Origin of the sequence: Paracoccus sp. KR1-242, assembly GCF_049446195.1 — a bacterium.
Lineage (GTDB): Bacteria > Pseudomonadota > Alphaproteobacteria > Rhodobacterales > Rhodobacteraceae > Paracoccus > Paracoccus broussonetiae.
This window is the reverse complement of the sequence record NZ_JBMSED010000003.1, coordinates 284,029-310,389: the sequence shown is the minus strand read 5'-3', so window position 1 is coordinate 310,389 and position 26,361 is coordinate 284,029. Positions and strand designations below refer to the sequence as shown.

The 26,361-nt window shown below is 64.4% G+C and carries 24 protein-coding genes; 4 read left to right on the top strand and 20 right to left on the bottom strand.

From position 1 onward, the window contains the following. Nucleotides 1–5 precede the first annotated feature (5 nt). Nucleotides 6–431 (bottom strand): RrF2 family transcriptional regulator, encoded by a 426-nt coding sequence (locus tag ACO2Q4_RS07010; protein WP_395134801.1) that lies wholly within the window; start codon nt 429–431, stop codon nt 6–8. 110 nt (nt 432–541) lie between these two features. On the opposite strand from ACO2Q4_RS07010, the gene hmpA reads away from it, so the two are divergent. Next, the gene (hmpA, locus tag ACO2Q4_RS07005) at nt 542–1,750 is read left to right on the top strand and encodes an NO-inducible flavohemoprotein (protein WP_311757972.1); all 1,209 of its coding nucleotides are present in this window, start codon (nt 542–544) and stop codon (nt 1,748–1,750) included. A 48-nt stretch (nt 1,751–1,798) separates the two neighbouring features. Here hmpA and ACO2Q4_RS07000 read toward each other — a convergent pair whose 3' ends face one another. The 11 genes from ACO2Q4_RS07000 to ACO2Q4_RS06950 all read right to left on the bottom strand — a co-directional run bounded on the left by ACO2Q4_RS07000 (nt 1,799) and on the right by ACO2Q4_RS06950 (nt 13,544). Further along, nucleotides 1,799–2,935 (bottom strand): fumarylacetoacetate hydrolase family protein, encoded by a 1,137-nt coding sequence (locus tag ACO2Q4_RS07000; protein WP_311757971.1) that lies wholly within the window; start codon nt 2,933–2,935, stop codon nt 1,799–1,801. A gap of 1 nt (nt 2,936) precedes the next feature. Then, nucleotides 2,937–4,472 carry a sugar ABC transporter ATP-binding protein gene (locus tag ACO2Q4_RS06995; RefSeq protein WP_423318297.1) on the bottom strand — a complete coding sequence of 512 codons (1,536 nt, stop codon included), beginning with the start codon at nt 4,470–4,472 and terminating at the stop codon, nt 2,937–2,939. Further along, a complete protein-coding gene (locus ACO2Q4_RS06990; protein ID WP_423318295.1) occupies nt 4,469–5,440 on the bottom strand; it encodes a sugar ABC transporter substrate-binding protein in 972 nt (323 codons plus the stop codon). The genes ACO2Q4_RS06995 and ACO2Q4_RS06990 overlap by 4 nt, the downstream gene beginning before the upstream one ends. Before the next feature lie 23 nt (nt 5,441–5,463). Further along, the gene (locus ACO2Q4_RS06985) at nt 5,464–6,414 is read right to left on the bottom strand and encodes an ABC transporter permease (RefSeq protein ID WP_423318293.1); all 951 of its coding nucleotides are present in this window, start codon (nt 6,412–6,414) and stop codon (nt 5,464–5,466) included. Nucleotide 6,415: 1 nt separating this feature from the next. Beyond that, entirely contained in the window at nt 6,416–7,183 is a 768-nt protein-coding gene (locus ACO2Q4_RS06980; RefSeq protein WP_395134792.1) for an enoyl-CoA hydratase/isomerase family protein, read from the bottom strand. After that, entirely contained in the window at nt 7,180–8,310 is a 1,131-nt protein-coding gene (locus ACO2Q4_RS06975) for an ABC transporter substrate-binding protein (protein ID WP_423318291.1), read from the bottom strand. Before ACO2Q4_RS06975 ends, ACO2Q4_RS06980 begins: the two co-directional genes overlap by 4 nt. Continuing rightward, a complete protein-coding gene (locus ACO2Q4_RS06970; protein WP_423318289.1) occupies nt 8,310–9,506 on the bottom strand; it encodes a CaiB/BaiF CoA transferase family protein in 1,197 nt (398 codons plus the stop codon). The genes ACO2Q4_RS06975 and ACO2Q4_RS06970 overlap by 1 nt, the downstream gene beginning before the upstream one ends. A gap of 11 nt (nt 9,507–9,517) precedes the next feature. Then, on the bottom strand, nt 9,518–10,270 hold the full coding sequence (locus tag ACO2Q4_RS06965; RefSeq protein WP_311757964.1) for an SDR family NAD(P)-dependent oxidoreductase: 753 nt from the start codon (nt 10,268–10,270) through the stop codon (nt 9,518–9,520). Beyond that, the gene (locus tag ACO2Q4_RS06960; protein ID WP_423318287.1) at nt 10,263–11,444 is read right to left on the bottom strand and encodes an aldose 1-epimerase family protein; all 1,182 of its coding nucleotides are present in this window, start codon (nt 11,442–11,444) and stop codon (nt 10,263–10,265) included. Before ACO2Q4_RS06960 ends, ACO2Q4_RS06965 begins: the two co-directional genes overlap by 8 nt. An 80-nt stretch (nt 11,445–11,524) precedes the next feature. Beyond that, entirely contained in the window at nt 11,525–12,439 is a 915-nt protein-coding gene (locus ACO2Q4_RS06955) for a sugar phosphate isomerase/epimerase family protein (RefSeq protein ID WP_395134786.1), read from the bottom strand. Between the two features lie 19 nt (nt 12,440–12,458). Next, on the bottom strand, nt 12,459–13,544 hold the full coding sequence (locus tag ACO2Q4_RS06950; RefSeq protein WP_423318285.1) for a Gfo/Idh/MocA family protein: 1,086 nt from the start codon (nt 13,542–13,544) through the stop codon (nt 12,459–12,461). A 197-nt stretch (nt 13,545–13,741) separates the two neighbouring features. Between ACO2Q4_RS06950 and ACO2Q4_RS06945 the strand changes: the two genes are divergently transcribed. Then, complete coding sequence (locus ACO2Q4_RS06945) at nt 13,742–14,749, top strand: LacI family DNA-binding transcriptional regulator (protein WP_311757960.1); 1,008 nt, start codon at nt 13,742–13,744, stop codon at nt 14,747–14,749. 147 nt (nt 14,750–14,896) lie between these two features. Beyond that, complete coding sequence (locus ACO2Q4_RS06940; RefSeq protein WP_423318282.1) at nt 14,897–15,766, top strand: GNAT family N-acetyltransferase; 870 nt, start codon at nt 14,897–14,899, stop codon at nt 15,764–15,766. A 30-nt stretch (nt 15,767–15,796) separates the two neighbouring features. On the opposite strand, the gene ACO2Q4_RS06935 is transcribed toward ACO2Q4_RS06940, so the two are convergent. Further along, nucleotides 15,797–17,116, bottom strand: a complete 1,320-nt coding sequence (locus ACO2Q4_RS06935; protein ID WP_423318280.1) for an NAD(P)/FAD-dependent oxidoreductase — start codon at nt 17,114–17,116, stop codon at nt 15,797–15,799. Nucleotides 17,117–17,336: 220 nt separating this feature from the next. Here ACO2Q4_RS06935 and ACO2Q4_RS06930 point away from each other — a divergent pair, with 220 nt between their 5' ends. Beyond that, on the top strand, nt 17,337–17,816 hold the full coding sequence (locus tag ACO2Q4_RS06930) for an Lrp/AsnC family transcriptional regulator (RefSeq protein ID WP_311757957.1): 480 nt from the start codon (nt 17,337–17,339) through the stop codon (nt 17,814–17,816). 19 nt (nt 17,817–17,835) lie between these two features. Here the strand turns inward: ACO2Q4_RS06930 and ACO2Q4_RS06925 are convergent, their stop codons facing one another. The 7 genes from ACO2Q4_RS06925 to ACO2Q4_RS06895 all read right to left on the bottom strand — a co-directional run bounded on the left by ACO2Q4_RS06925 (nt 17,836) and on the right by ACO2Q4_RS06895 (nt 26,354). After that, nucleotides 17,836–19,479, bottom strand: a complete 1,644-nt coding sequence (locus ACO2Q4_RS06925; RefSeq protein WP_423318278.1) for an ABC transporter ATP-binding protein — start codon at nt 19,477–19,479, stop codon at nt 17,836–17,838. Further along, complete coding sequence (locus ACO2Q4_RS06920) at nt 19,476–20,318, bottom strand: ABC transporter permease (protein ID WP_423318276.1); 843 nt, start codon at nt 20,316–20,318, stop codon at nt 19,476–19,478. Before ACO2Q4_RS06920 ends, ACO2Q4_RS06925 begins: the two co-directional genes overlap by 4 nt. 2 nt (nt 20,319–20,320) lie before the next feature. Next, the gene (locus ACO2Q4_RS06915) at nt 20,321–21,271 is read right to left on the bottom strand and encodes an ABC transporter permease (RefSeq protein WP_423318274.1); all 951 of its coding nucleotides are present in this window, start codon (nt 21,269–21,271) and stop codon (nt 20,321–20,323) included. 56 nt (nt 21,272–21,327) lie between these two features. Continuing rightward, nucleotides 21,328–22,935 carry an ABC transporter substrate-binding protein gene (locus tag ACO2Q4_RS06910; RefSeq protein WP_423318272.1) on the bottom strand — a complete coding sequence of 536 codons (1,608 nt, stop codon included), beginning with the start codon at nt 22,933–22,935 and terminating at the stop codon, nt 21,328–21,330. Between the two features lie 298 nt (nt 22,936–23,233). Further along, a complete protein-coding gene (locus ACO2Q4_RS06905) occupies nt 23,234–24,148 on the bottom strand; it encodes a 2-hydroxyacid dehydrogenase (RefSeq protein ID WP_423318270.1) in 915 nt (304 codons plus the stop codon). Next, nucleotides 24,148–25,524, bottom strand: a complete 1,377-nt coding sequence (locus tag ACO2Q4_RS06900; protein ID WP_423318268.1) for an aspartate aminotransferase family protein — start codon at nt 25,522–25,524, stop codon at nt 24,148–24,150. Before ACO2Q4_RS06900 ends, ACO2Q4_RS06905 begins: the two co-directional genes overlap by 1 nt. A 14-nt stretch (nt 25,525–25,538) precedes the next feature. After that, nucleotides 25,539–26,354: a GNAT family N-acetyltransferase gene (locus ACO2Q4_RS06895; protein WP_423318266.1), complete on the bottom strand. Its 816-nt coding sequence runs from the start codon at nt 26,352–26,354 to the stop codon at nt 25,539–25,541. Nucleotides 26,355–26,361: the final 7 nt, after the last annotated feature.

Genomic DNA, 26,361 nt, shown 5'->3' with positions numbered 1-26,361 from the left:
CGCCGTCAGGCCGGCTTGATGTTCAACAGATGAGCGAAATCCCCGCGCCGCGCCAGAACGTCCGCCAGACTGTATCTGTCAAGGACTGCCAGAAACGCCTCCAGCGCCTCGCCCAGAACCGAGGTCAGTCCGCAGGCCGGGGCGATGATGCAGCTGCCACATCCCACCAGATCAAAGCTGTCCTCGGTGTGACGAATCAGCGCACCCACATTGATCTCTGACGGCTTCCGAGCCAGCCGGACGCCTCCATTCCGGCCCCGGACGCTGTTCAGATACCCCGCGTTGACGAGGTCGTTGATGACCTTCATCAGGTGATTTTGTGAGATTCCATAAGCCTTTGCGATCTCGGCGATCGAGGACAGCCGCTCTGGCTCGCGGCCCAGATACAAAAGCGCCCGCATCGCGTAATCGGTGTATTGCGTCAGCTTCATCGGTCCCTCGTCAACTTGCATCCCTGTTGCGCGATATGGGGCGCATGAATAGATGTATCCATGATACATCTTTAATCGCCGCGGCGACAGGATAAGGACAGGAGCTTCCCATGACCGACCAGCTGAGTGAACGCACCATCGCGCTTGTAAAGGCCACCCTGCCTGCCCTGCAGGCGCATGGGCTGGACATCGTCCATGAAATGTACAGCCGCATGTTCCGCAACCCAGAGATCCGCGATCTGTTCAACCAATCGCATCATGGCAGCAGCGACGCCCAGCCGCGTGCACTGGCGGGGGCCGTGCTGGCCTATGCCGCGAATATCGACAACCTTGGCGCGCTGACTTCGGCGGTCGAACGGATCGCCCAGAAACATGTCGGCCTGCAGATCCTGCCCGAGCATTACCCCCATGTGGGTGAGGCATTGCTGGGCGCGATCAAGCACGTTCTGGGCGATGCCGCCACGGATGAGATCATGACCGCCTGGGGCGAAGCCTATTGGTTCCTGGCCAATATCCTGATCGGGCGCGAAAAGGACATTTATGCCGAGCAGCATGGGCTTCAGGGCGGCTGGAACGGCTGGCGCGATTTCCGCATCGAACAGATGACCCGCGAAAGCAGCGTAATCACGTCCTTCGTGCTGGCCCCGGTCGATGGTGGGCCGGTCATGGATTACAAGCCGGGTCAGTACCTGACCTTCTGGCTGGAAATCCCCGGTCAAACCCCGGTCAAGCGCAACTACTCGATCTCGGCCGCGCCGAACGGGCGCAGCTATCGCATCTCGGTCAAGCGCGAAGAGATGGGGCTGGCCTCGGGCTGGCTGCACGCGCAGGAACCGGGCACCGTCCTGAAAGTCGCGGCACCGGCAGGCGATTTCCACCTGAAGCCCGCGGCAAAGCGGCCGGTCGTCCTTCTGTCGGGCGGCGTCGGCCTGACGCCGATGGTCGCGATGCTGGAAACGCTGGTTCGCGATGGCGCGGATGTGCCCGTGCATTACGTCCACGGCACACATGACCGCGATACCCACGCGATGCGCGATCATGTCCGCAGTCTTGCCGCCGGGCGAGGAAACGTTCTGGTGACCGATTTCCACCAGACCCCGCTGCCGGGCGAAGAAGCCGGGCGCGACTATGACCACGAAGGGATCATCGGCGGCGACTGGCTGCTGGCGAACACGCCCGTTGCGGATGCCGATTACTACCTGTGCGGTCCGCGACCCTTCCTGCGCGCGACGGTGCAGGCTTTGGCCGAGGCCGGCGTGACCGCTGACCGGATCCATTATGAGTTCTTCGGTCCCGCGGACGAACAACTCGCGGCCTGATCTACACTGCGCGGCGGGGATGATCTTCCCCGCCGCGCAATCCGCTGGTCAGCAAAGCCCTCGGGCTGCCAGGTTCTTCATCAGGGCCGAAATGCCGTAGGACCATTGCGGGCATTCGGTCGACAGTCGCACGGTATTGGTCAGTCGCCCAAGCCCCGGCGCCGAGATCGTGACGATATCGCCCAGCTTGTGGGTGAAGCCTTCTCCCTTCGCATCGCGATCTTCGGTCGGGGCGAAAAGCGTTCCCAGATACAGCATGAATCCGTCGGGATACTGGTGATGGCGCCCAACCGTCTGTCGCACGAGATCTTCAGGATCGCGGCTGATCTGGGACATCGAGGAATGACCGTTCAGCACGAACCCGTCCGGCCCCTCGACCCTCAGCGCAAGTTCGGCACGGCGCACGTCATCCAGCGAAAATCCCGCATCGAACAGGCGGATCATCGGCCCGATCGCGGACGAGGCATTGTTGTCCTTGGCCTTCGACAAAAGCAGCGCCGAACGTCCCTCGACATCGCGCAGGTTCACGTCATTGCCAAGCGTCGCGCCCACGATCCGGCCCGCAGAGGAAACCGCCAGCACGATTTCCGGCTCGGGGTTGTTCCAGGTAGAGATCGGGTGCAGTCCGATTTCCGCGCCCGGCCCGACCGAGCTTAGCACCTGCGCCTTGGAGAAGACCTCGGCATCCGGGCCGATCCCGACCTCAAGATATTGCGACCACATGCCTTCGGCGATCAGGGCCTCCTTCACGCGGACGGCCTCCTCGGACCCGGCGCGGATATTGCGCAGGCTGTCACCGATCACGGCACCGATGCGGGTGCGGATGGCTTCGGCGCGGGCCGGATCCCCGCCCGCCTTTTCCTCGATCACACGCTCGACCATGGACCGGGCAAAGGTCACTCCACAGGCCTTGACCGCCTGCAGGTCGCAGGGGGCAAGGAAGTGAATTACCGAAAGATCCCCGACCCGTCCCGCCGCGATCTGGTCGAGCGGACCAAGGGCTACCCCCGCAGCATCGCGGACATGGGCGGCCGGATCCGCCATCTCGCAGATTTCCGAGACGGTGGCCGCACCTTTCGCGGTGATGTCGATGACCTGCCCGTCGCGCAGGGTCACCACCGCTGGCCCCTGCATCTTGGGCAGCCAGACTCGGCCCAGCCAAAGGCCAGAAAGATCGTCGATCATGTCATTCCTCATGTCCACTGAAGGCGAGCCGCAGAAGCGTCGCGTCATCCATCTTGTCACGTTCCAGAATACCCGCCAGCCGTCCCTTGGACAGAACCGCCACCCGGTCGCACAGGGCATTGATCTCGGGAAGCTCGGATGAGGCGACGATGACCGTCAGCCCTTCATCTGCGGTGCGGCGGACAATCTCGTATAGTTCGGCCTTGGCACCGATATCGACGCCGTGGGTCGGTTCATCCAGCAGCAGAAGCCGGGGCTGCGCCAGAAGCGCGCGGGCAAAGATCACCTTCTGCTGGTTTCCCCCGGACAGGGTCGTGATGGGCTGGCGGTCACTTTCCATCCGGACGCCCAGAGCCTTGAATTCGGCCCCGGTGCGCTGTGCCTCGATTGCAGTCGCAACCAAAGGGCCATGTGTCATGCTGCGCAGAGCCGCGGCCGAGGCGTTCCGGCGTACCGAATGCTGCGGCAGGATCCCGGCGGTCTTGCGCCCCTCGGGCACCAGCGCGACCCCGTCCCGCAAGGCGTGGGCAGGATTTACCGGAGCGTGACGTTGACCCATCAGTTCCATGCGCCCGGCGCGCAGTCGGCGCGCACCGCAGATCGTCTCAAGAAGCTCGGTCCGGCCCGCCCCGACCAGCCCGAACAGGCCGAAGACCTCGCCCCGGCGCACTTCAAGGCTGATATCGCGCAAATGATCGCGGTCGCTGACCTCTGACAGCAGAAGCGCCGGTGCCGATACGGGGACAGCGCGCGGCTGGTATTCGAACAGGCTTTGCTTTCCGGTCATGTCGCGGATGATCTGCGCACGGCTTGTCCGGCCCGGCGGCAGGTCCGACACGATCTGCCCGTTGCGCAGCACCAGCAGCCGGTCACAGATCTCCATCGCCTCTTCCAGCCGATGGGTGATGAAGATGATCGCCGTGCCCTCGGACCTGACGCGGCGGACATAGGCCAGGAACGACGCGACCTCGTGCGGCGTCAGCGATGATGTTGGTTCGTCCAGGATCAGCAGGCGCGGCTTGCGGGCTGCGGCCCGAGCGATCTCGACCAGTTGCTGTTCCCCTGCGCGCAGGCTGCCCGCCAGGCGCTCGGGCCGGATCCAGTCGGCCCCGATCCCGTCCAGCATCGCGCGCGAGGCCGAACGGATGGCCGCGAAATCGACCAGCCCCAGGCGGTTGCGGGGCAGGCGACCCAGGAAAAGGTTCTCGGCGACGCTGAGCGATCCGACGATGGACAACTCCTGATGGACGAAAGAGATCCCGGCCTCGATGCCCTCGGTGATCGAGCCCAGCTCATGGGTCGCTCCGTCATAGGAGATCTGCCCGCCCGAGGGCCGCAAGGCCCCCGAGACGATGTTCATCAGCGTGGATTTTCCGGCCCCGTTCTCGCCCAGAAGACCGATGACCTCTCCGGGGTGAACGGTAAACGAGACGTTCTTCAGGACCTGGTTCGGCCCAAAACTTTTCTCGACCCCATCGAGCACCAGAAGCGGAGGGGGCGCATGCCCCTCCTCCACGGCCGGGACGGCTCGGATCACGAACCCGACTCCTTCGTCATCAGGTTGCCGTCGACCTTGATGACATCGCTTTCCGGTTGGTAGCCCGCAACAATATGGTTGAATAGCATGACCGAGCCGTCGAAGGCCTGCTGGAACGGTGCCTGGTCAAGCAGACCGACCATCTCGCCCGACGGCACATAGGCGGTGTTCTCGGGGGTATGGTCGAAGCCCACCACTCCGACCTTGCCGGTAAGCCCCAGATCCTTGACCGCCTTGGCTGCGCCAAAGGGTCCGCCCGCCGTCACATAGATCATGCCCAGATCGGGATTCGCCGTCGCCATGTCCTGCACGATGCTATAGGCGGCCTCGGCCTTGTCGCGGTTTTCGAAGGGACCGACGATCTGGATACCGGGCGCGTTTGCTTTCAGATATTCCAGTGCTCCGTCCATCCGCGCCTGGTGCTGGGTTGCGCCGAAATAGCCGGTAATGACACCCAGCTTACCCTTGCCCTGCATCTTTCCGGCGATGAATTCGCCGATCTGCGCCCCGGCGGCCTTGGCATCCTGACCGATGAAGGCCAGCCGCTTCGACGGCTGGCTGCCCTCGGCGATGATGGTGACCACGGGCACGCCTTCGTCGACCGCCTCATTGATGATCCGGGCGGTGCCGTCGAAGATCGGCACAACCACGATGCCGTCGTAATTCTGGACCAGCGCCGCTTCGACACCCGCGACCACCGCCTCGGCGGTCAGGTCGTCGCCAAGGTCAATGAAATCGACCTTGCCGTTGAAGTTCTTGAGATAATCGTTGGCGGCCCCGGCCCCTTCGGTGACCGGAACCCAGAACGGGTTGTTCTGGAAGGACAGGAAGGCGATCCGCAGTTCCTTGTCCGATTTCTGCGTGGCGGCCACCGTCGCGCCCTTGGGCAGGTCCTGCGCCATCGCGGCGGGCGCGAGTGCCAGTGCCAAGGCCACGGCACCGGCGCCTATCCATTTCTTCATCTGCATCAGGCTTCTCCTCCTCAGATTTGCTATTCGTCCGCCTCGGGTCCGCGCCGCAATCCGTCGATCCCGACGGCCATGATGATGATCAGCCCCTTGGTCACCACCTGCCAGTAGGCCGAGACCCCCAGCAGCACGAAGGCGTTGTTCAGCAGCGCCATCAGCATCGCGCCGATCAGCACCCCCAGGATAGAGCCGCGCCCTCCGCTAAGCGCGGTGCCGCCCAGAATGACGGCGGCGATCACGTCAAGCTCGTATCCCATGCCCAGGTTCGGATCCGCGCTGGCCAGGTTTCCGGCCAGGATGATCCCGCCCAGTCCAGCGACTAGCCCGGTGAAGGTGAAGACGATCATGCGGGTGCGGGCGATGTCGATACCGGCCAGCCGCGCGGCCTTGGGGTTGTCACCCACGGCATAGATCTCGCGCCCTGCGACGCTGCGTGTCGCGCCGATATGGACCATCACGACCAGAAGGATCATCAGCAGGACCGAAACCGGCACCCCGGCGATCCGCCCTGCACCCAACCATTCCGCCCAGCCGGAATAGGGAACCGGGATACCGCCGGTCATCAGCAGGGCGACGCCGCGCGCAACCGACAGCATCCCCAGCGTCGCGATAAAGGGATTGATCCGCAGCCGCGTGACCATCAATCCGTTGAGAGCGCCGGCACAAATCCCGGCACCCAGCCCCGCCATCAGCGCCAGCGGATCCGATCCCGTCGCCCTCATCACCATCGCCGAGCAGACAGCCGACAATCCGATGACCGAGCCGACGGACAGGTCGATGCCGCGGGCGATGATGACCAGCGCCTGACCCAGTGCAACGATCGCCACGACCGAGGCCTGTCTGCCGACATTCATCAGGTTCCGATGGGACAGGAAATACTCGCTGGCAAAGCTTAGATACAGCGCCACCAGCAGCAGCATGGCCAGCACCGAGAATTCGCGCTGTCGCACCAGCGCGCGCAGGTCGAATGTCATCTCAGCGCCTCCTGAAACGCGGCGCACGCTTGGCCGAGAATGCGGCGCGGCCCTCGTTTGCGTCTTCGGTCGCAAAGCAGATGGTCTGCAGGTCGCGTTCATAGGCGATGGCCTGCTCCAGCGGCATGTTGAAGGCTGCCGCGAGGTTGCTTTTCGCCGTCTCAGCCGCGATGGGCGCGCGGGCGGCGATGGCGGTCGCGATCTCGACCGCGCGGGCATGCAGGGCGTCGGCGGGGTGAACCTCGCTGACCAAACCCCAAGCCAGGGCCTTTTCCGCGTCGATGGGGTCGCCCGTCATCACCATCATGGCCGCGTTCGAGGGGCCGATGGAGTGCGCAAGCAGCGCGGTCATGCCGCCACCACCGATCCAGCCCAGCTTGACTTCGGGTGCCCCGAGTCTTGCGGTATCGGCAGCAATGCGGATGTCGCAGGACAGCGCCATCTCCAGCCCGCCGCCAAAGGCATAGCCGTTGATCGCGGCGATCGAGGGTTTTCGAAGTTCCCGCAGCGCGTCGCAATACTCGGTCCGGTTGCGGAAGTCCCAGGGCGTGGCATAGCTGTCCAGAAGCGCGATGTCCGAACCCGCGCAAAACGCCTTGCCGGTGCCGGTCAGAACGACGGCGCGTACGTCGTCATCCTGGTTGCAGCGGGTGATCGCATCGACCATCAGCTCGGCCATTTCGGGCGTCATGGCATTCAGCTTTTCGGGCCGGTTATAGGTGATGACGCCGATCTGGCCCTGCGTTTCGAATGTCAAAGGGGCGGTCATACGGTTACCTCGGTGCTGGCCGTGTGAGAGGCGCGGAACAGGTCTTCCAGCCGGACGGAAAGAAGGCCGGTATCGGTCCCCGCGGCAAATCCCTCGCGCAGGAGGGCCGAGGCCGCGCCCTGGAACGCGATGAATCCGTCGTGCCGGGGCCGGATCGACGCCGCCTGAAGCGTGGCGGCGGTATCGGCAAAGAAATTGCCGGTCAGCGCGTTCACGCGCGGATCAAGCCATGCCTCGCGCGTACCGGGCTGGCCGTCGTGGTCCGGAATGAAGCCGCGCTGCGCCTCGGGGCTCATCAGCCACAGAAGATGGGCGCGCAGCGCATCATCGACCGTGCAGCGGGTCGAGATCGCGATCCCGGTCCCGCCCAAGATAGAGCCGGGCAGTCCATCCGCCGTCATCCGGGGCGCATCGGAAAAGGCCAGCGGCACCGGCCGTGACGGCGCGGCATAATTCACATAGCCATAGATGAGCGGACACAGGATCACGTCCTGCTCCCCCGAGGACATGTGCTCAAGAATCCCGATCGGGTTCAGCGAGGAGACCGAAGCGGGGCTGCGCTGCGCCAGTTCGCCCAGAAGGGTCAAGGCACGGGTCGCGGTGTCGGTATCGATCCAGCGGTCGCCGTCGCGAAGGTCCAGATCGGGGCGGATCGACTGCATGACCGACAGGAAGGACAGGAATGCATGCGGCCCGGCCAGGGACAGTGCGACCTTGCCGGTCTCGCGCGAAATCGCCGCAACCTCGTCCCATGTGCGGGGCGGGGTGGCAAGGTGGTCGGGGCGGCGGGCCATGACCTGCGTCGCGGCATCCAGAGGCAGGGCCCATGGACGGCCCTGCATCACATAGCTTGCCATGCTGGGACCGATGGCACGATCTGCGATCGCGGCCAGTTCCGATGCGTCAAACACCTCGTCAAGGGGGCGCAGGCAACCAAGCGCCAGCGCCTCGCCCAGATGAGGATGATCGAGGACGACCAGATCGTAACGGGCGCAAAGCTCGCCGATGGGAGCGCTTTCAAACCCCTCCAACGGTTGCGCCTGCCACGCGATCGGTCCGCCCGCGGCCTCGGCAGCTTCGAGCGCGTGGCGTCCGCGCGGGTGATCCCAGGTCAACCCACGGAACATCAGGACTGCCCCCGGCCGACGGCGCCCTGCGCGACCAGCGTCTCGATCTCGGACGGGTCATAGCCTGCGGCCGCCAGCACCTCGTCGGTATGCTGCCCCGTCAGCGGCGCGCCGAAGCGCATTTCCGACGGAGTGCGGGAAAACCGGATCGGGAAGCCCGGCGTCTTGACCCGGCCTTCCGTCGGGTGGTCGTATTCGATGAAGGTGCCGTTATGGACGATCTGCGGATCCGTCAGCAGGTCGGCATAGCCATAGACCGGCCCGACCCAGATGCCTTCCGCCTCAAGGCGCGCCAGTGCGTCGGGCTGGCTGAACTTGGCGATCGCATCGCGGACCAGCGCAAAGGTCTCATCGCGGTTTTCCCATCCGGCGCTCATCTCGTCCAGTCCGGCAAGGCGCGGTTCTTCCAGCGCGCGGGCGAGGCCGGGGAAGTTCGGCATGGCCAGCGCGATGAACTTGCCGTCATTGGTCCCGAAGATGCCATAGGGCGAGCGGATATAGACATGGGCATGCGGCTCGGCCGAACGGGTCTGCGGCTTTTGCCCGACGGTATAGACAGACAATTCCTGCATCTGGATGGTGGTGATCGCATCCAGCATGTTGACCTCGACCTTCTGGCCTTCGCCCGTACGCTCGCGGTGGTAAAGCGCGGCCAGCGCGCCTTCGAAGGCGGTATAGGCAGTAATCGCATCGACCAGATATTGGCCCGCCGGGGTCGGGGCTTCGCCCTCGCGTCCGGCGGAAAGCATCGCGCCCGACATTGCCTGCAGCAGCAGATCCTGTCCGGGGCGCATGGCGCTGGGGCCATCCTCGCCATAGCCGGACATCGAAACATAGATCAGCCGCGGATTGATCGCGGAAAGGCTGTCGTAATCGACGCCCAGCCGCGACGCGACACCGGGACGATAGTTCTGGATGAAGACATCTGCTGTGGCGACCAGCTTGCGCAGCACCTCTTTGCCGCCTTCGGATTTCAGGTCGATGGCCAGCGAACGCTTGTTGCGGTTAAGCGACAGGAACGAGACGTTGATCTTGTTCCCGGTGATCCCGCCGGCGGGAGCATGTCGCTGCCACTCTCCCGCAAGGGGTTCGATCTTGATGACATTCGCGCCCAGATCGCCCAGCCGCTGCGCCGCGAACGGTCCAGCCATGGCGATCGAGCAGTCGAGAACGGTAACTCCGTCGAGAATGCCCATGAAAATGCTCCTTAATGCATCGTCCAGCCGCCATTGACGGCCAGGGATTGTCCGGTGATGAATCCTGCCTCGTCGGACAGGAAGAATCGGATGGCCGCGGCGATGTCGCCTGCATGGCCGCGCCGCTTGACCGCCTGCCGCTCAAGAACCATCGCGTTATAGCCCGCGGGATCGGGATGGATCTTTTCGGCATCGGTCGGGAAGGCGCCGGGGGCGATGGCGTTGACGGTGATGCCCCATTTGCCGAACTCGCGCGCCCAGGCCCGCGTCAGGCCCATCAATGCGCCCTTGGACTGGACATAGGGGGTCAGGTTCTCCCACCCGCCGGTCAGGGTGATCGAGGTGACGTTGATGATCCGGCCCCAGCCCTGCGCCCGCATCCCCGGCAGGGCGGCGCGGGTGCAGATCAGCGCCGCTTCAACATTGATCGCATGAACCAGTGCGAGTTCGTCCGAGGTGTATTCCTCGAACGGTTTCGAGGGATAGATGGCGGCGTTATTGATGACCGCATCCAGCGGACGTTCTGCAACCAGCCCGGCCAGCAGCGCCTCGATCGAGGGCTTGTCGGCCAGATCCGCCTCGACCAGATGCAGGCGAGCGCGCAGGTCGGCGGGGGTGTCAGCGACAAGCTCCGCGTTCTTGCGATGGTCGCGGTCCAGCGCGATCACCTCGGCCCCGGCCATCAGAAGCTGCAGGGTGGTCTGGTGGCCGAGCCCTCCTGCGGCCCCGGTGTAAAGGATGCGGCGTCCGGTCAGGTCAGACATCGCGGCCCCCGATCTTGCGGAAATTGCCCGAGGGCACGGGATAGTCGGTATCTGGCTGGGTGTGGATCGCACGGATGCGCGCCTCGGCCCCGGCGACGGCGGCGGCGTCGGGCAGGATCACGAAACGGCTGTCATAGGCGCGCTCCTCGCCATGTTGCAGCCAGATCATCTCGTCACGCTCACGCGCGGACAGGTTGCCCAGAACATGGTTGGTCGAGGGTTCGATCCCCAACGCATATTGCCCGGCCTGCAGGTTCTGCCACTCGTACTGGCAGGGGAACTGGTCCTTGCGCGTGACGACCATGAAGCCAAGGCCAAGCCGGTCATTGACCAGCGCGACGGGAACCTCTCCGCTGTCGTCTGCGACGAGCTCGTGCTGCCATACCTGTTCATGGAAGTTCATCTGCGGCGCGGGAAGTCGGCGATAGCCGACGCCCTGCCGGTCATAGCTGTCGGCATGCGCGGCCCAGACGGTTTCGGCGATGGGCGCCAGATAACGCGCACCTTCCTCAAGCACCGGATGGCCGACATTGATGTGATAGCAATACATGTGAGGCGTGCGATAAAAGCCGCGGTTCACCACGCGGTCGGACAAACTAATCTCGTCCGATCCGACCTCGATCTCGATGCGGCGATGCAGTTCCAGGTGTTCGCCAAAAACTGCCGATTGCGTGACAACGCCTTCGGCCCACAGGAAACAGCGGTCGCCGTCCCAGCGTTCGCCATAACCGGTCAGATGCGCAGGGATCGTCCCGGCGCGACCGTGCAGCGAATGCGAGGCGGTCTTGCGCGGACCATAGACGTAGCTGTCCGTCGGCACCTCGTTCATGAACAGGATGTGGTCCAGCCCACAGGTCACCATCAACCCTGAAAAGCTGCGCATCCAGCCGAGCCCGCCTTCGCCTTCATAGTCGGAAAGCGAGGGGTGGCGGAATCCAGCGGGCGAATGCCAGCCGATGGCCCGCCCGTTATGTTCGCAATCGGCAATATCCATCGCGCGGTCGACAAGGACAGTGAAACGCAGGCCCGATCCGCTGCGAAATTCCAGCATCCGGTTGCCGCGCTCGATCCCGTTTTCCAGCACCATCAGCCGGACGCCCGCGGCGTGGGACAACCCTCCGCTGGCCGCCTCGATTTCGTGGCGGGTCAATGTCTTGCCGTAAAGTTCTACCATCGTTTCTAGTCCTGGATGATGCTGCCGCGTCATTCGGCAGGGCGAAGAATGCGTCCGCCCTGCCGGATTGCAGGAATGTGTCAGCAGCCGTTCGCGCGCAGCTTGCCGTCAAGGAAGGCTTTCGCGCGGCCGACATCGGATTCGTCCAGATGCTCGATGATCATCGGGATGTTCGGATGCTTCTGCGCCAGACGCTGCAGATACAGGTCATAGTTCAGCTCACCCAACCCGGGGGCGGGCAGCTCGATTTCGCCCACGCCACGGAAGGTGTGGCTTTCCGCCGCCGAGGCGTCGCCGATATCCGAGTGCTTTTCCGACTTGTCGTCGCCCGAACGCTTCACGTCCTTGGCATGGGCGATCTTGATCTTGTCCGACAGCGCGTCGAAGACGAAGTTCAGCGTCTTGTCCATCTTGTCGATGTTATGGGCCTCGAAATAGTTGGTCGGGTCCATCAGCAGGCCAAGGCCCGGATGATCCACCTCGGCGAACATGCGCAGGGTTTCCTCGACCGAGCCCACGACGTTGTTCACATAGGTTTCCAGCAGGAAGACCGAGCCGTGATCCCAGGCGAATTTCGCCAGATCGGTGATGACGGCGCGGCAGTCGTCCCAGCCTTCCTCGGTCTTGTTCTTCGGGTGATGCACCCAGTCGCTGCTGGTATCGAACGTCCCGGTTTCCGAGATCACATAGGGCGAGCCCAGATATTGGGCGTGGGCCAGGATTTCCTTCAACCGGTCCAGCCGCACCTTGCGCGTCGCCGCATCCGGATGGACGATATTGGTATAGGCCGAGATGCAGCAGACCGGCAGGTGGTGATCGCGGAACGTGTCGCGGATGGTGCGGCATTTTTCGGGCGTGACCTGGCCGTCCGAGACGTCGATATCGCTGAAATGCAGATCAAGCTGCACGGTGTTGAAGTTATGCGCGCGGATCTTCTCCGCCGTCGTCTTAAGGTCATAGGGGAAATACCCCGTAAAGATCCCTGCTTGCATCATGACTGATTTCCCTCCCGTTTCAGTCTTCTGAAATATCGTGGCGCACGGTCCGGCCCTCATCGATCGAGCGATAGGCGGATTCGACCAGCGCCATGGTTCGCACGTTGTCCGCGATGGACAGGGCGGGGGCCTCGCCGCTGTGGATGGCCCATTGCAGCTGTTCCATCACGCCGATGAAGGCATGGGGGAACCACATCGTGTCCCATTCGGGCGTGACCCATTCCCCACCGGTTTCCGTGCGCGAGGCATAGGTCAGCGTCGAGGGTCCGCCGGTCGGCCAACCGATCGTTCCCTTGGCCACGCCCTCGGTCCCCTCGACGCGCCAGTTGATATGCTGGTCGTCGGCGTAACCTTCGGCGCGCGGGCCGGACCAGACATCCTCAAGCGACAGCGCGAGCAGCCCCGAGGGGAAGCGCAGCATGGTCGACACAATCCCGTCTCGATGGGCGAATTCGGTGCGGGGGTCAGTGCGGGTGACCGTCGTGACCTCAGACGGGTCGCCGAACAGGAAGCGCATGACATCAAGATGATGCACGCTCATGTTCGACAGCGTCAGCCGGTCGTAGCCTTGCAGGAAGCCCTGCCAATGCGGGATCGCGTGCATGTCGATCTGGGCAAAGACCGGCGCGCCCAAGGCGCCGCGGTCCAGAAGCTGCTTCAGCACACGCATCGACTGGTCGTAGCGCATGTTCTGGTTGACCGACAGAATCTTGCCCGCAGCCTTGGCCTCATCCCGCAGCGCCCGCGCCTCATCCAGGGACAGGGCCAGCGGCTTTTGCGCAAGGATGCCCTTGATATGCGGCTGCTTCAGCGCGTGCCGGATCAGCCCGGGTTGCAGATGCGGCGGATAGGCGATGTCGATAATGTCGAGAGAGGTATCCTCGATCAGCGCCTCGGGCGTGTCGTGCACCTTGGCAATGGCATGGCGATCGGCAACGGCCTGCGCCCGTGCGGGGCTGCGCGAGGCAATCGCCGCCACCGGAAACCCGGCAAGGCGATACGCCTCGAGGTGGCATTCCGCCATGATCATGCCGGCGCCGATGGCGCCAATACGATAGTCGCGGCATCGGATCCGAGGATCCGGGGTCAGGTTCTGCACTTTCATCTTGCTCCCTTGTCCGGGCCCCTCCTGCCCGCAGCTGAGGGGACACTGGCATAAGCAAAACATCATAAACAATCATCTAATCGCATCATTTGCCATCATTTCACATCATCAGGAGGACTAGTCGGGGATTCATGACTTGTGCTGAGGAAATTTTGCGGGTTTTGCTGGTTTTTGACGATTCAGCCATCGGAACCCGCATGCGCACGACCATCACCGAGATCGCCCTGAAATCCGGCGTATCCGCCGCAACCGTCGACCGGGTCCTGAACGGTCGCAGCGGGGTCCGGGAACGGACGCGCGAGATCGTACTGACCGTTGCGCGCGAGCTTGGCTATTTCGGTCCCGCCGACATTGCCCCGACGCGGCGCGTCCGATTGGATTTCGTCCTGCCGGCGGGCACGAACAGCTTCATGCGCAACCTTCGCGGGCAACTGATCGACGAGGCCGCCCGGCACGAAGATGTCCAACTGCGCATCCACGATGTCGAGGACTGGAGTGCGGGCCGGATCGAACGGCGGCTGGCCGAGCTGCATGACCAGACCGACGCGGTCGGCGTCGTCGCCCCCGACCGCCCCGAGATCCGCGAAGAACTGAACGCTCTGGCCCGTGAAGGCGTACGCATCGCGACGCTTGTTTCGGACGTGCCCGCCGTTGACAAGATCGGCTATGTCGGCGTCGACAACCGTGCGGCGGGGCGGCTGGCCGGGCTGCTTCTGGGTCGGTTCCTGGGTCCGGGCAAGGGCGGGAATATCGCGCTTTTCGTCGGCTCACGCGCCTATCGCGGCCATGAAGAGCGCGAAATGGGCTTCCGCTCGATCCTTGCCGATGAATTCGCGGACCTGCGCATCACCGCCTATGCCGAGGTCGGAGACGACCGCGAACAGGCCCATGAAGAAATGCGGCGCATCCTGCAGGCAGGGCAGGTGGACGGCGTCTATAACATTGGCTCCGGAAACCAGGGTATCGCGCGCGCCCTTCGCGAAGCGCATCTGGCCCAACAGGTGGTCTTTATCGGGCATGACCTGACGGACGCCACCCGCCTGCTGCTTCTGGATCGCACAATGGATGCCGTGATCGACCAGAACCACCGCGTCCAGGCGCGCGAGGCCGTGCGGCTGCTGACCGCCGCCGTGCGCGGCACGACCGAGCGGGAATATCCACCCCGCCTACAGGTCGTCTTCCGCGAGAACATCCCGGCAAGCTAGGGTCGAAACAGCGTCCGACTTCCCGGATCATCTGCGGCCAGTTGCGTGAATTAGCACGAAATTCTGTTTGCCGCCCGATTTTCGTTTCGTTGCGCTTCCCCGATGCGCCTAGGATGACCACAAGGCAGCAACCGACAGGAGCGGCGCTTGGAATTCGCGGAAACACTCGACATCGGCGGCTATGAACTCAGCATCGAACCGATGACACCTGCGGACATTCCCCGCCTGCACGAACTTTCGGTCGCCGTCAGTTGGCCGCATCGTGCGGATGACTGGGCGATGGTGATCGGACTGGGACAGGGCTGGGTCGCGCGCGATCAGATTGGGCGCATCTTCGGATCGGCGATGTGGTTTCCGTTTTCCCGGACCGTGGCCTCGATCGGCATGGTCATCACCTCGCCCCGGCTGCAGGATCAGGGGGCCGGGCGCTGGTTGATGCGCCGCGTCCTTGACGAAACCCAGGGCCGCGCCCGCGTGCTGAACGCCACGAAAGAAGCCTTTCGGCTTTACGTCTCGCTGGGGTTCAAGACATTGGCCCCGGTGGCGCAGCGAAACGGCATCGTTACGGCATGCCCGGATTTCGGGACCGGTGCGCGACCCATGCGCGACGCCGACCGCACCCGCATCCTTGAACTGGACACAAACGCGATGGGCGTCGCACGCCCCGAGGTGATGGGGGCGATCCTGGGCGTGTCAGAGGGCATGGTGATCGAGCGAGAGGGTCGGATCACCGGCTTCGCCCTGATGCGCCATTTCGGCAGGGGCCGCGTGATCGGTCCCATCGTTGCGGAAAGCGAACAGGACGCGATCACGCTTTGCGGTCCCTTCGTCGCCGCGCATCAGGGGGATTTCCTGCGTGTCGACACCCGCGAACCCGAAGGCGCACCGTTCACCGATTTCCTGAGCGCGGCCGGTATCGTGCCCTATGACGCGGTGCAGCGCATGTCGCTGGAACCCTTGCCGGAACCGACCGGGCCTGCGCGCACCTTTGGCCTGATCAATCAGGCATTGGGCTGAAGGGGGCATTGGCGCCCCCGAACCCGGCCCCTAGAAATCAGCAACCTTACCCCAGACCGACTCGTCCAGCCGGGCAGGGTGATACGGTTTCGGGTCCACGATCGGGTCCGTGCCCGTCACCAGATCCGCAATCAGGTGACCCGCACCGGGTCCGATGCCGAAGCCATGCCCGCTGAAACCCGCGGCCAGAACCAGGCCGGGAATGCGCGTTTCCCCAATCGCGGGAACCCCGTCGGGGGTACTGTCGATATAGCCCGCCCAGCTTGCCGCGACCGGAGTGTCCCGAAGCGCAGGAAAGATCTCTCGCGCGCGGCCCAGCGTCAGGTCAATCTGCGAGCGGTCCGGGCGCGGGTCCAGGATGCGCATCCGCTCCATCGGGGTCTCACGGTCCAGAGCCCAGCGGGACAGCGTTTCATGCCCGGACTGCCAACCCTGCACACCTCCCGGCGCAAGCGACTTTCGCCGCTTGAAGAACATGGGCAGGAACTTGCCCCAGAACCGCACCTGCTGCGGGGTGACATCGACCCGCGCCGCGCCCGAAACCGCCAGCGTATGCCCGCCATCGCCGCGCCGCGTGATCGAGATATACTTGGTATGGACCGCGTCCGGCAGTTCCGCCCCCGGCGCCACCGACAGGATCGAGGACCGCACACTGGCCTGTGGAAAGCGTAACCCCATCTGCCGGACAAAGGACGAGGCCCAGGCGCCCCCTGCCATCACTACCGTGCGGGTGCGGATCACGCCGCGTTCGGTGACGACACCCGAGACCGCCCCGGCCTCAAGCTCCAGCCCGCGGGCCGCACAATTCTGGACAACCCGACCGCCCAGCTTTTCGACCCCCAGCGCGATGACCGGGGCCGCGCGGGACGGATCGGCGGTGCCATCCGTGGGGGAAAAGACCCCGCCCGCCCACTTGCGCCCCGAGGCATGGCCCCGCTCGCTGGCTTCGGTCGCCGACAACATATGCGTGACGACCCCTTCTCCCCTGGCAAAGTCGCGCCAGCGCGCCCAGCCCGCAATCTCGGCCTCGTCATTCGACAGATACAGCAGGCCGCAGCGGCGAAAGCCGGGATCCATGCCGATCTCGGCGGACAGATCGTCCCAAAGATCCAGGCTGCGGGTCGAGATGGGCAATTCGCGCGCGTCGCGGTTCTGCTGGCGGCACCAGCCCCAGTTGCGACTGGATTGCTCGGCCCCTATCCGGCCTTTTTCCAGCAGGACGACTGATACGCCGCGCTTCGCCAGATAATAGGCCGCGCAGGTGCCGACGATGCCGCCGCCGATCACGACCACGTCAGCCTGCGCCGGCACCACGGCATCGGTTTCGATCTGCATGAGGGGGGCGGGCATGGCGGACTCCTGATCAGCTGTGTCGCAAGGCTAGGCGAAAGGGGCGACAGCATGTGCCGCATCACCACGAAGGTCGAAATTTTATGCCGAACTTCGCTCGGCCAGCAGCGCCATGATTTTCCCGCGCAAGCGGTATATCCGGCGGGATCCAGGTCGCATCCTCCCTTGAGGTGGCAGAATTTTCTGCGTAGTCTGCCGCGATCATCCCAGCGGGGGCTCCATGCTGAAACTCGACCGTATCGACATCCGGATCCTGCACGAATTGCAGCGCAACGGGCGCATCACCAATGTCGAGCTGGCCGAGCTGGTCCACCTGTCGCCCAGCCCCTGCCTGATGCGGGTGAAGAAGCTGCAGCAGGCAGGCTATATCACCGGATATTCCGCCCAGATCGACCTGGCCAAGCTGGGGCCGACCCTGACGGTCTTTACTGAAATCACCCTGAAGAACCACCGCCAGATCGACTTCGCCCGCTTTCAGGAAGCGCTGATGAAGGTCGAGGAATGCATCGAATGCCACCTGATCTCGGGCGGATATGACTATCTTCTGAAGTTCGTGACCGGCGGCATCACCGACTACCAGGCGATCATGGAAGGGCTGATCGACCGCGAGATCGGCATCGACAAGTATTTCAGCTTCGTCGTCATGAAGTCCCCCTTCGTCAAGAACCACCTGCCGCTGAAGAACATCTTCAAGATGTGACGCCCCGAAGCGCGCGGCTTTAGATCGCGCGCGCGGGAACGCTGTCGAGCCAGCCCGTATCAAGCTGCGGGATCGACGAGAAAAGCAGCTTCGAATAGGGGTGGCGGGCGCCGTCGGGCAGGTCCGCGGCGCGCAGCGTCTCGACCGTCTCGCCGCCATTCATGACCATTACCTCGTCGCAGATCGCCTGCACGGTCGACAGGTCGTGGCTGATGAAGACATAGGACAGGTCGAGTTCGCGCTGCAGCTCCTTCAGCAATTCGATCACCGCGGCCGCGACGACCGTGTCGAGGGCCGAGGTGATCTCGTCGCACAGGATCACTTCGGGCTTCGCCGCCAATGCGCGGGCAAAGTTCACGCGCTGCTTCTGCCCGCCCGACAATTCCCCGGGCAGGCGGTGGGCCATTGCGCGGGGCAGACGCACCATCTCCAGCAGTTCGGCGATGCGGGCCTGTTTCTCGGCCCCGCGCAGGCCATGATAAAAGCTCAGCGGCCGCCCGATGATGTCCCCGATCGAGCGGGCCGGATTCAGCGCGGTGTCGGCAAGCTGGAAGACGATCTGCATCCGGCGCAGATCCTCTTTCGAGCGCTGCGCCGAAGCCGGTTCCAGGCGCCTTCCGTCCAGCAGAACCCGACCCCGAGCAGGGGGCAGAAGGCCCGCTATGGAGCGCGCCAGCGTTGACTTGCCCGACCCGCTTTCCCCGATCACGCCCAGATTGCAGCCTTTTTCCAGGCGGCAGCTGACGTTCCTCAGCACCATCTTGTAGGGCAGCCCATTGGGGCCGGTCGGACCATATCCCGCATGGACGCCCTGCACTTCAAGGACCGGAACGGGCGGGGTGGCTTCGGCAGGGCGGGCGGGGCGTGCGAAGCTGCGCGGCTCGAATGCCGAAAGCAATTCGTTCGTATAGGGATGGACGGGTTCATGAAGGATCTGCGCGGTATCGCCGATTTCCTGGACCTGCCCCCCTTTCAACACGACGATGCGGTCCGCGATCTGGGCGACGACCGCAAGATCGTGGCTGACATAGACACCGGCCATGCCCCGATCCCGCATCACCGACTTGAACGCGCGCAGCACCTCGATCTGGGTGGTGACGTCCAGCGCGGTGGTCGGCTCATCGAAGATCACCAGCTTCGGATCGCCGATCAGTGCCATCGCCGCGGCAAGGCGCTGCAACTGCCCGCCCGAAACCTGATGTGGATAGCGTTTGCCGATGTTTTCCGGATCGGGCAGGGCCAGCGCGCGGAAAAGCTCGACAGCTTTGGCACGGGCCTGCGGCATGGTCATGGTGTCGTGGATACGCGCAACCTCGATCACCTGGTCGAGCAGGCGCAGCGCCGGGTTGAAGGCCGCGGCGGCGCTTTGCGGCACATACGCGACCTCGGTCCCGCGCAATGACTGGCGCTGGCGTTCGGACATGCGCACGACATCCCGCCCCGCGATCCGCACCTCGCCACCCGAGATATCGCAGCCCTTGCGGGTATGCCCCATCAGGGTCAGTGCGATGGTGGTTTTGCCAGAGCCGCTTTCGCCGATCAGCGCCACGATCTCTCCCGGCGCGATATCGAAGCTGACGCCCTTGATGATCGGCACGACGTTGCCGGCATCGGTGGTGGCCTTCACCCGAAGATCGCGGATTTCGACAAGATTCTGCATCATTCGCTCCGGTCGCGGATCTTGGTGGGCAGGTTGTCGATCAGCAGGTTGACGCTGATCGTCAGGCTGGCAATGGCGATGCTGGGCACAATGACCGCCGGCGCGCCAAAGGGCAGCCCGCCGATATTCTCGCGCACCAGGCTGCCCCAGTCGGCATAGGGTGGCTGCACGCCCAATCCAAGGAAGGACAGGCCCGACAGCAACAGGACGATGAAGACGAAGCGCAGTCCCACATCGGCCAGCACCGGTCCGGTCATGTTGGGCAGGATCTCGTTCAGGATCAGATAGGGGGAGCGCTCCCCCCTTGCACGGGCGACGGTGACATAGTCCATCGTATTGATGTTCACCGCCAGCGCACGGGCAAAGCGATAGGCGCCCGGCAGATAGATCACGGCCAGAACAAGGATCAGCACCGGGATCGACGACCCTACGGCCGCGACCATGACCAGCCCGAACAGTTTGGACGGAATCGAGTTCAGCGCGTCCAGCAGGCGGCTGAGAACCGTGTCGAACCAGCCACCCGACACCGCCGCCGTCATCCCCAGCACGACGCCCGAGGCGCAGGCCAGCACCACCGAGGCCAACGAGATGCCGACCGTGTAGCGCGCGCCCATCAGGATGCGCGAGAACATGTCGCGCCCCAGGTAGTCCGAGCCAAGCCACAGTTGCTTGGTGATCGGTCCGAAATATTCGAAATCGACGATCTCGCCCGGGTCATGGGTCATGAACCACGGCCCGATGATGGCGACAATGGCCCAGACCAGCACGACCAGCGCCGCCAGCGCGCCCGTCAGGTTCATGCGATAGCCAAGGCGGCGGGGGGTGGGGAAGGTAACGGCCATGACTAGCGAAGCCTCGGGTTCGAGAGGATGGCGATCACGTCCGCGACCGTGATCAGGATCAGGTAGCCGATGCAGAAGATCATCGCGCAGCTTTGGATCAGCGGCAGGTCGCGCGTCGCGACCGAGTCGACCATCAACCGGGCGATGCCGGGATAGTTGAAGACCGTCTCGACGATGATGACGCCTCCGACCAGATAGGACAGCGACAATGCGACGGCATTGACGATCGGGCCGACGGCATTCGGCAGGGCGTGGCGCAGCACCATGCGCGGGCGCGAAGCCCCCTTCAGCAGCGCCATCTCGACATAGGGGCTGTCGAGCACACCGATCATCGCCGCGCGCGTCATGCGGATCATCTGGGCACAGATCACGCAAAGCAAGGTGATGACCGGCATCGCAAAGATGCGCAGCATGTCAGCGATACTGTCCACGTCACTGCCGAAGGACAAGGCGGGCAGCCATTTCAGCCATACCGCAAAGACCAGGACCGCCAGCGTCGCGATCATGAATTCCGGGACCGAGATCACCGCGATGATCAGCGCATTGACCAGCCTGTCGAACCACGACCCGCGATACATCGCCGTCGCGATCCCCAGCGACAGGGCCAGCGGCACCGCAATCGCGGCCGTCACCGCGCCAAGGCGCAGCGTATTGACAAGCCTGCCCCCGATCAGCTGGGCAACCGGCATGTTGTTCGCATAGGACGTCCCCAGATCACCCCGCAGCAATCCCCAAAGCCAGCTGCCGTATTGCACGATGGCGGGCTGATCCAGGTGCATCGCCTTGCGCAGCCCGGCCACGGCCTCGGGGGTCGCGGCCTGGCCAAGCAGGATCTCGGCCACGTCACCGGGCAGCATCTGCGTCGCGCCGAAAACCACGGCAGAGACGATCAGCAGGGTAACGATGGCAACACCGATCCGGCCTAGGACCAGCCTGGGGATTGTCGAGTTCATCCGGGGACCTTTCAGGCAGGGGCCGGGGGCAGGGCGCGCGCCCCCGGCGGCAGGGATCAGGCCTCTAGCCAGACATATTCGGCCATCGCATAGCCCATCTGGCCGCCCAGCGGGTTCGTCTCGAGGCCTTGCAGCTTGTTCGACTTCGCCTCAAGGTCCGAAAGCCAGACCGGGATTGCTGTCGCCGCCTCGTTCGACACGATCACCTGGCATTCGTCATAGATTTCCTTGCGCTTCGCCTCGTCCAGCTCGCCGCGGGCCTCGTGGACCATCTTGTCGAATTTCTCGGACTTGAACTGGCTTTCGTTCCAGGGCGCATCCGAGGTGTAAAGCAGCGAGAACAGGATATCCGGCGTCGGGCGCGGGTTGATGTTCCCGAAATGCACGGGGGCCTGAAGCCAGTATTTCGACCAGTAGCCATCCGAAGGCACGCGCTGGATGTCGAATTTCATCCCGATCTGGGCGCCTGCCTGTTGCAACAAGGTCGCCATCTCGACCGAGGACGTTGCCGCATCCGATGCGACGATCGGGATGGTCTGGCCCAGCAGCCCGGCCTTGTCGAACAGCGACTTCGCGCGTTCGGGGTCGAACTCCCGCGCCTTCAGCTCTGCATTGTGATACTTGTTCGAGGGCGAGATCGGCTGGTCGTTCGCGATCACGGCGCGGCCGCGGGCGATGGATTTCGTGATCAGCTCGCGGTCGAACAGATACTTCATGCCCTCAGCGAAACCCGCCTTGTCACCCGGCGACAGGTCAAGGCGCAGGTTCAGGTCGGTATAGTTCCCGGCCGTGTTCTGAAGCACGTCGATATTGCCCGCGCTTTCGATCAGGCGCAGGGCCTGCGGCTTGATCGAGGCTGCCAGGTGGATGTCGCCCGAAACCAGCGCGTTCACCCGTGCGGTGTCGTCGGGGATGGCGAAATATTCGAAGCTGTCGACATGCGCGCCGCCGGGCTTGAAGTAGTTTTCGTTGCGCTTCATCAGCGACTTCACGCCCGGCTCGAAATGCTCAAGCGCGAAAGAGCCGGTGCCGTTGCCCTTGCTGAAATCGGTGGTTCCGTCGGCCACGATCATGAAGTGATGCATCGCCAGGATCGCCGGCAGGTCGGCATTCGGCGCGGCCAGCGTGAACTGGACCGTCGTCGGATCGATGGCCTTGATCTCGGTCATCTGCTTGGCCATCGCGTTGACCTTGGAGCCGACCGCCTCGTCCAGATGGCGGTTCATCGAGAAGACGACGTCATCCGCCGTCAGCGTCTTGCCGTCATGGAAGGTCACGCCCTTCTTCAGCTTGACGATCCAGACTTTCGCGTCCTTCGTCTCGATGCTTTCGGCAAGCTCCATCTGGACCTCGCCCCGGCCGTTCAGGAAGGTCAGGCGGTTGTAAAGCGCGCAGCAACGGACATAATCGGTCGCCTGCGACGCTTTGGCCGGGTCCAGCGTGTCGGCCGTAGACGAGGACCAGCTGGCCGCGATCAGGTGTCCGCCCTTGACCGGGGTCGCAGCCAAGGCAGCGCTGGCACGGCCCAGAATGGTCCCGCCCGCGGCAAGGCTGATGCCGCCCGCCATGAACATGCGCAGAAGGTCGCGCCGCGAGGCCCCGCGGCGGATCGCGCTCTCGACCATCGCATCGTCAGCGCGGGTCCAGTTGGTGATCTTGGTCATTCTTCTTCCCTGTTCTGACGCGCCGAAACGCTGGTGAATTTGCCCTTGCAGGCGGGTTGGCCCGTTGGGGCCGCGGCAAGACATGCTGGAACACAGAGCGGTTGGTGCGTTCAGGCCGTTCGGGGCCCTGCGCGTTCATTCCCTGTTCGCAGCATCATCTGCCGAAACCTTTCGATCCGATCTGACGCCGGACCTTGACGGTTCGGGACAGATTGAACGCAATTTCCGCAGGGGATGCGTCGATTTCGCGACCTGCGCAGCAGATTATGCTGAAATGGCGCGAACCGGCGGAATAGCGTCAATACCCACGCCGTCTGTCGATCAGACCCGCGACAGGCCGCCCCGCAAGATCGGCCGAGACGCCGGCGATCACATGCGCGGCGCCCTCGGCCGCGCTGGTCTGGCTGGCGATGTGGGGGGTCAGGATCACGGACGGATGCCGCCACAACGGATGGTCCGCGGGCAGGGGCTCGGGGTCCGTTACGTCCAGCATCGCCGCGGACAGTTGCCCCTGGTCCAAAGCCGCGATCAGATCCGCGGCCACAAGCTGGGCCCCGCGTCCAAGATGCACCAGCCGCGCTCCGCGCGGCAGCTTTGCAAACAGCGCGGCGTCCAGAATGCCGCGTGTCTGCATGGTCAGGGGCAGCAGGCAGATCAGGATGTCGGTCCGCGCCAGAAAGGGTGCAAGGTCGGTGAAGCAGGACACCCCGTCGATCACGCGGGTTGAACGGCTGTAGCCCGCAAGGTCGAAGCCGAACGGGCGCAACCGGTCGATGACCAACGTGCCAAGCTGGCCGAGCCCCATCACGCCGACCCTGCGCCGGGACGCGGGCAGGTTCTCGCCCGGTGCCCATTCCGCGACCTGCTGACGGGCAAGATAGCGGGGAAGGTCGCGATGCATGGCCAGCGTGGCCAGCGTCGCATACTCCCCCATCTGCGCGCCAATGCCCGGCTCAAGCATCCTGACCACGCCGACATGGGCCGGAATCAGGCCCAGGTCAAACTGGTCCACACCCGCTCCGATCGAAAAGATAAGGCGCAGATTGGGATAGCGCGTGGCAAGGTCGTCGGGGGCATTCCAGGTGACGATCCACTGGACCCGCAAGGGGTCCGGCGCTTCGCCAACATGAAACGCGACATCGGGCAGGGCATGGGCAAAGGCCTCGCGAAAGACCTGAGCCCGCGCCGCGGTCGACAGGAACAGGACTGCCATCAGCGCATGGCCGCGCGGACGTCCGGGTCCTCCAGCGTCTGGTCCAGGGTCAGGCGCGTGCGCTCGACAATGGCGTCGATCTCGGCCTCGGTGCAGCACAAGGGCGGGGCATAGCCGATGACGCCCTGGGCAAAGGCGCGCACCACCAGCCCGTTCCGCCAGGCGCGGTCAAAGACGCGGGTCGCCGGGGCGGCGGCTGCCGGCAGCGGGGTCTTGGCGTCCTTGTCAGTGACAAGCTCGATCGCGGCAAGCATGCCGCGACCGCGCACATTGCCCACCAACGGGTGATCCGACAGGCCCTGAAGTCCGGCCATCAGCCTTGCGCCCATCCTGCGCCCGTTCTCCAGCAAGCCATCTTCGTAAAGATCCAGTACGGCCAGCGCCACCGCGGCACTGACAGGGTGCGCGGAATAGGTGTATCCATGCCCCACCGCCGCGGCACCTGCGCCATCGGCGATGGTGTCATAGACATGATCCGACAGGAACACCGCGCCCATCGGCACATAGCCCGAGGTCAGGCCCTTGGCGGTGGTCATCATGTCCGGCACCACGCCTTCATCTTCGCACGCGAACAGCGGGCCGGTGCGGCCGAAGCCGGTGATGACTTCATCGGCGATGAAAAGGATGTCCAGTTCCTTGCAGACGGCGCGCATCGTGGAAATCCAGCCCGGCGGCGGCACAAGAACGCCGCCCGATCCCTGGATCGGCTCGACATAGAAGGCCGCGACACGATCTGCCCCGCCAAGCTGATCGATCCGGGCGCGCAGCTCGGCGACCGAGGCCGCGATGATCGCCTGCGGGTCGGTCCCGACCGGATTGCGATAGGCGTAATGCGAGGAAATCTTGTGCTGCCAGTCCAGCGGCAGGCTGAAGCCCGCATGGAACGAAGGCAGCGCCGTCAGGCCCGCACCCACCGTTGACGAACCGTGATAGCCCTGCTGGACCGAAATGAACTGGTCCTTTTGCGGCAGGCCGCGCGCATGCCAGTAATAGCGGACAAAGCGCACGGTGCTGTCGACAGCGTCCGAACCGCCCAACGTGAAATAGACATGGTTCAGATCACCCGGCGCACGATCGGCCAGCCGCGCCGCCAGCCGTGCCGCGGGCTCCGAACCAAGGCCGAAATAGCCGGTGGCATAGGGCAGTTCGCGCATCTGGCGGGTCGCCGCCTCGATGACACTTTCCTGACCATAGCCGGCATTGACGCACCAGAGGCCCGCGAACCCGTCCAGAAGCTGGTGGCCCTCGGCATCGGTCACGGTCGCGCCCTTGGCCGATTTCAACAGGCGCACGCCGCTTTGCTCATGCCCGCGCCATGAGGCGACGGGATGGACCAGGTGCGCCCGGTCCTGCTCGATCAGCGAATTGCTCAGCATGCTCTCTCCTGTGTTCAGCCGAGGGCCTGTGCGGCCAGGGCGAAGCGCGTGAAGCGCCCCTGTTCGCCGGGCAGATCGCCGCGCAGCATCGCGACCCCGCGATCTACCTCGGCAAGTCCGATTTCCGTCAGCCAGCCCTCAAGGCCGGATGTTCCCGTCGTGTCGACACGCAGGAACTGGCCCTGCCGGCCTGCGAACAGATGCGATAGCAGAGCCTGCGCCGTCTGCACTCCGTCAGCGACGACGGGGCCGACGACGGCACCGCGACCGAAAAGGCGAAGCGCGGCAAAGCCCTTGCCCTCGGCCAGAACCAGCGTGCCGCGATGGGCCAGCGCGTCAAGCAGTGCGTCCCGGTCGGCCCCGGTCGCTTCGCGGTCCATGCTCCGGATCATGTCCATGTCGCCCGGGCCTGCCGGGCGGATGCCGGGCGCGGAAAGATCGGCAAGGAGGCGGCCCTGGTGCTGATGGACCGCGCCGCAGGCCGTGAAACCAAGCTTTTCATAAAGCGGCATTCCGGCTGGGGTGGCGACAAGTCGCCATTGCCGGGGTTCCGCCAGATCCATCGCGCGAAGCATGATCTCGCGCCCAAGGCCGCGCCCGCGCATCGCCTGATCGACGATGATCATGTTCGCCATCGCCACATCCCCGAAAGGGGTCGCCACGGCGGTCGCAACCACGGCGTCATCCTCGATCGCGACGACGCCGCGGCTGATATCTCGGACAAGATCCCAGTCCTCGGACCGGTGCGGCCAACCGGCCTGGGTCGACAGAAGCAGCGCGCCCTGAACATGTTCGGGGCCGAAGGGCTGAAAGGTAATGGTCTGGGTCATGCGGGCC

Coding starts and splice junctions, on each gene's coding strand:
- ACO2Q4_RS06950 (WP_423318285.1), bottom strand. CDS start 13,544: ATGAAAGTGCAGAACCTGACCCCGGATCCTCGGATCCGATGCCGCGAC.
- ACO2Q4_RS06925 (WP_423318278.1), bottom strand. CDS start 19,479: ATGATGCAGAATCTTGTCGAAATCCGCGATCTTCGGGTGAAGGCCACC.
- ACO2Q4_RS06970 (WP_423318289.1), bottom strand. CDS start 9,506: ATGGGCATTCTCGACGGAGTTACCGTTCTCGACTGCTCGATCGCCATG.
- ACO2Q4_RS06910 (WP_423318272.1), bottom strand. CDS start 22,935: ATGACCAAGATCACCAACTGGACCCGCGCTGACGATGCGATGGTCGAG.
- ACO2Q4_RS07000 (WP_311757971.1), bottom strand. CDS start 2,935: ATGATCGACGATCTTTCTGGCCTTTGGCTGGGCCGAGTCTGGCTGCCC.
- ACO2Q4_RS06935 (WP_423318280.1), bottom strand. CDS start 17,116: ATGCCCGCCCCCCTCATGCAGATCGAAACCGATGCCGTGGTGCCGGCG.
- ACO2Q4_RS07010 (WP_395134801.1), bottom strand. CDS start 431: ATGAAGCTGACGCAATACACCGATTACGCGATGCGGGCGCTTTTGTAT.
- ACO2Q4_RS06990 (WP_423318295.1), bottom strand. CDS start 5,440: ATGCAGATGAAGAAATGGATAGGCGCCGGTGCCGTGGCCTTGGCACTG.
- ACO2Q4_RS06985 (WP_423318293.1), bottom strand. CDS start 6,414: ATGACATTCGACCTGCGCGCGCTGGTGCGACAGCGCGAATTCTCGGTG.
- ACO2Q4_RS06930 (WP_311757957.1), top strand. CDS start 17,337: ATGCTGAAACTCGACCGTATCGACATCCGGATCCTGCACGAATTGCAG.
- ACO2Q4_RS06955 (WP_395134786.1), bottom strand. CDS start 12,439: ATGATGCAAGCAGGGATCTTTACGGGGTATTTCCCCTATGACCTTAAG.
- ACO2Q4_RS06980 (WP_395134792.1), bottom strand. CDS start 7,183: ATGACCGCCCCTTTGACATTCGAAACGCAGGGCCAGATCGGCGTCATC.
- ACO2Q4_RS06915 (WP_423318274.1), bottom strand. CDS start 21,271: ATGAACTCGACAATCCCCAGGCTGGTCCTAGGCCGGATCGGTGTTGCC.
- ACO2Q4_RS06945 (WP_311757960.1), top strand. CDS start 13,742: ATGCGCACGACCATCACCGAGATCGCCCTGAAATCCGGCGTATCCGCC.
- ACO2Q4_RS06960 (WP_423318287.1), bottom strand. CDS start 11,444: ATGGTAGAACTTTACGGCAAGACATTGACCCGCCACGAAATCGAGGCG.
- ACO2Q4_RS06905 (WP_423318270.1), bottom strand. CDS start 24,148: ATGGCAGTCCTGTTCCTGTCGACCGCGGCGCGGGCTCAGGTCTTTCGC.
- ACO2Q4_RS06975 (WP_423318291.1), bottom strand. CDS start 8,310: ATGTTCCGTGGGTTGACCTGGGATCACCCGCGCGGACGCCACGCGCTC.
- ACO2Q4_RS06920 (WP_423318276.1), bottom strand. CDS start 20,318: ATGGCCGTTACCTTCCCCACCCCCCGCCGCCTTGGCTATCGCATGAAC.
- ACO2Q4_RS06965 (WP_311757964.1), bottom strand. CDS start 10,270: ATGTCTGACCTGACCGGACGCCGCATCCTTTACACCGGGGCCGCAGGA.
- hmpA (WP_311757972.1), top strand. CDS start 542: ATGACCGACCAGCTGAGTGAACGCACCATCGCGCTTGTAAAGGCCACC.
- ACO2Q4_RS06895 (WP_423318266.1), bottom strand. CDS start 26,354: ATGACCCAGACCATTACCTTTCAGCCCTTCGGCCCCGAACATGTTCAG.
- ACO2Q4_RS06900 (WP_423318268.1), bottom strand. CDS start 25,524: ATGCTGAGCAATTCGCTGATCGAGCAGGACCGGGCGCACCTGGTCCAT.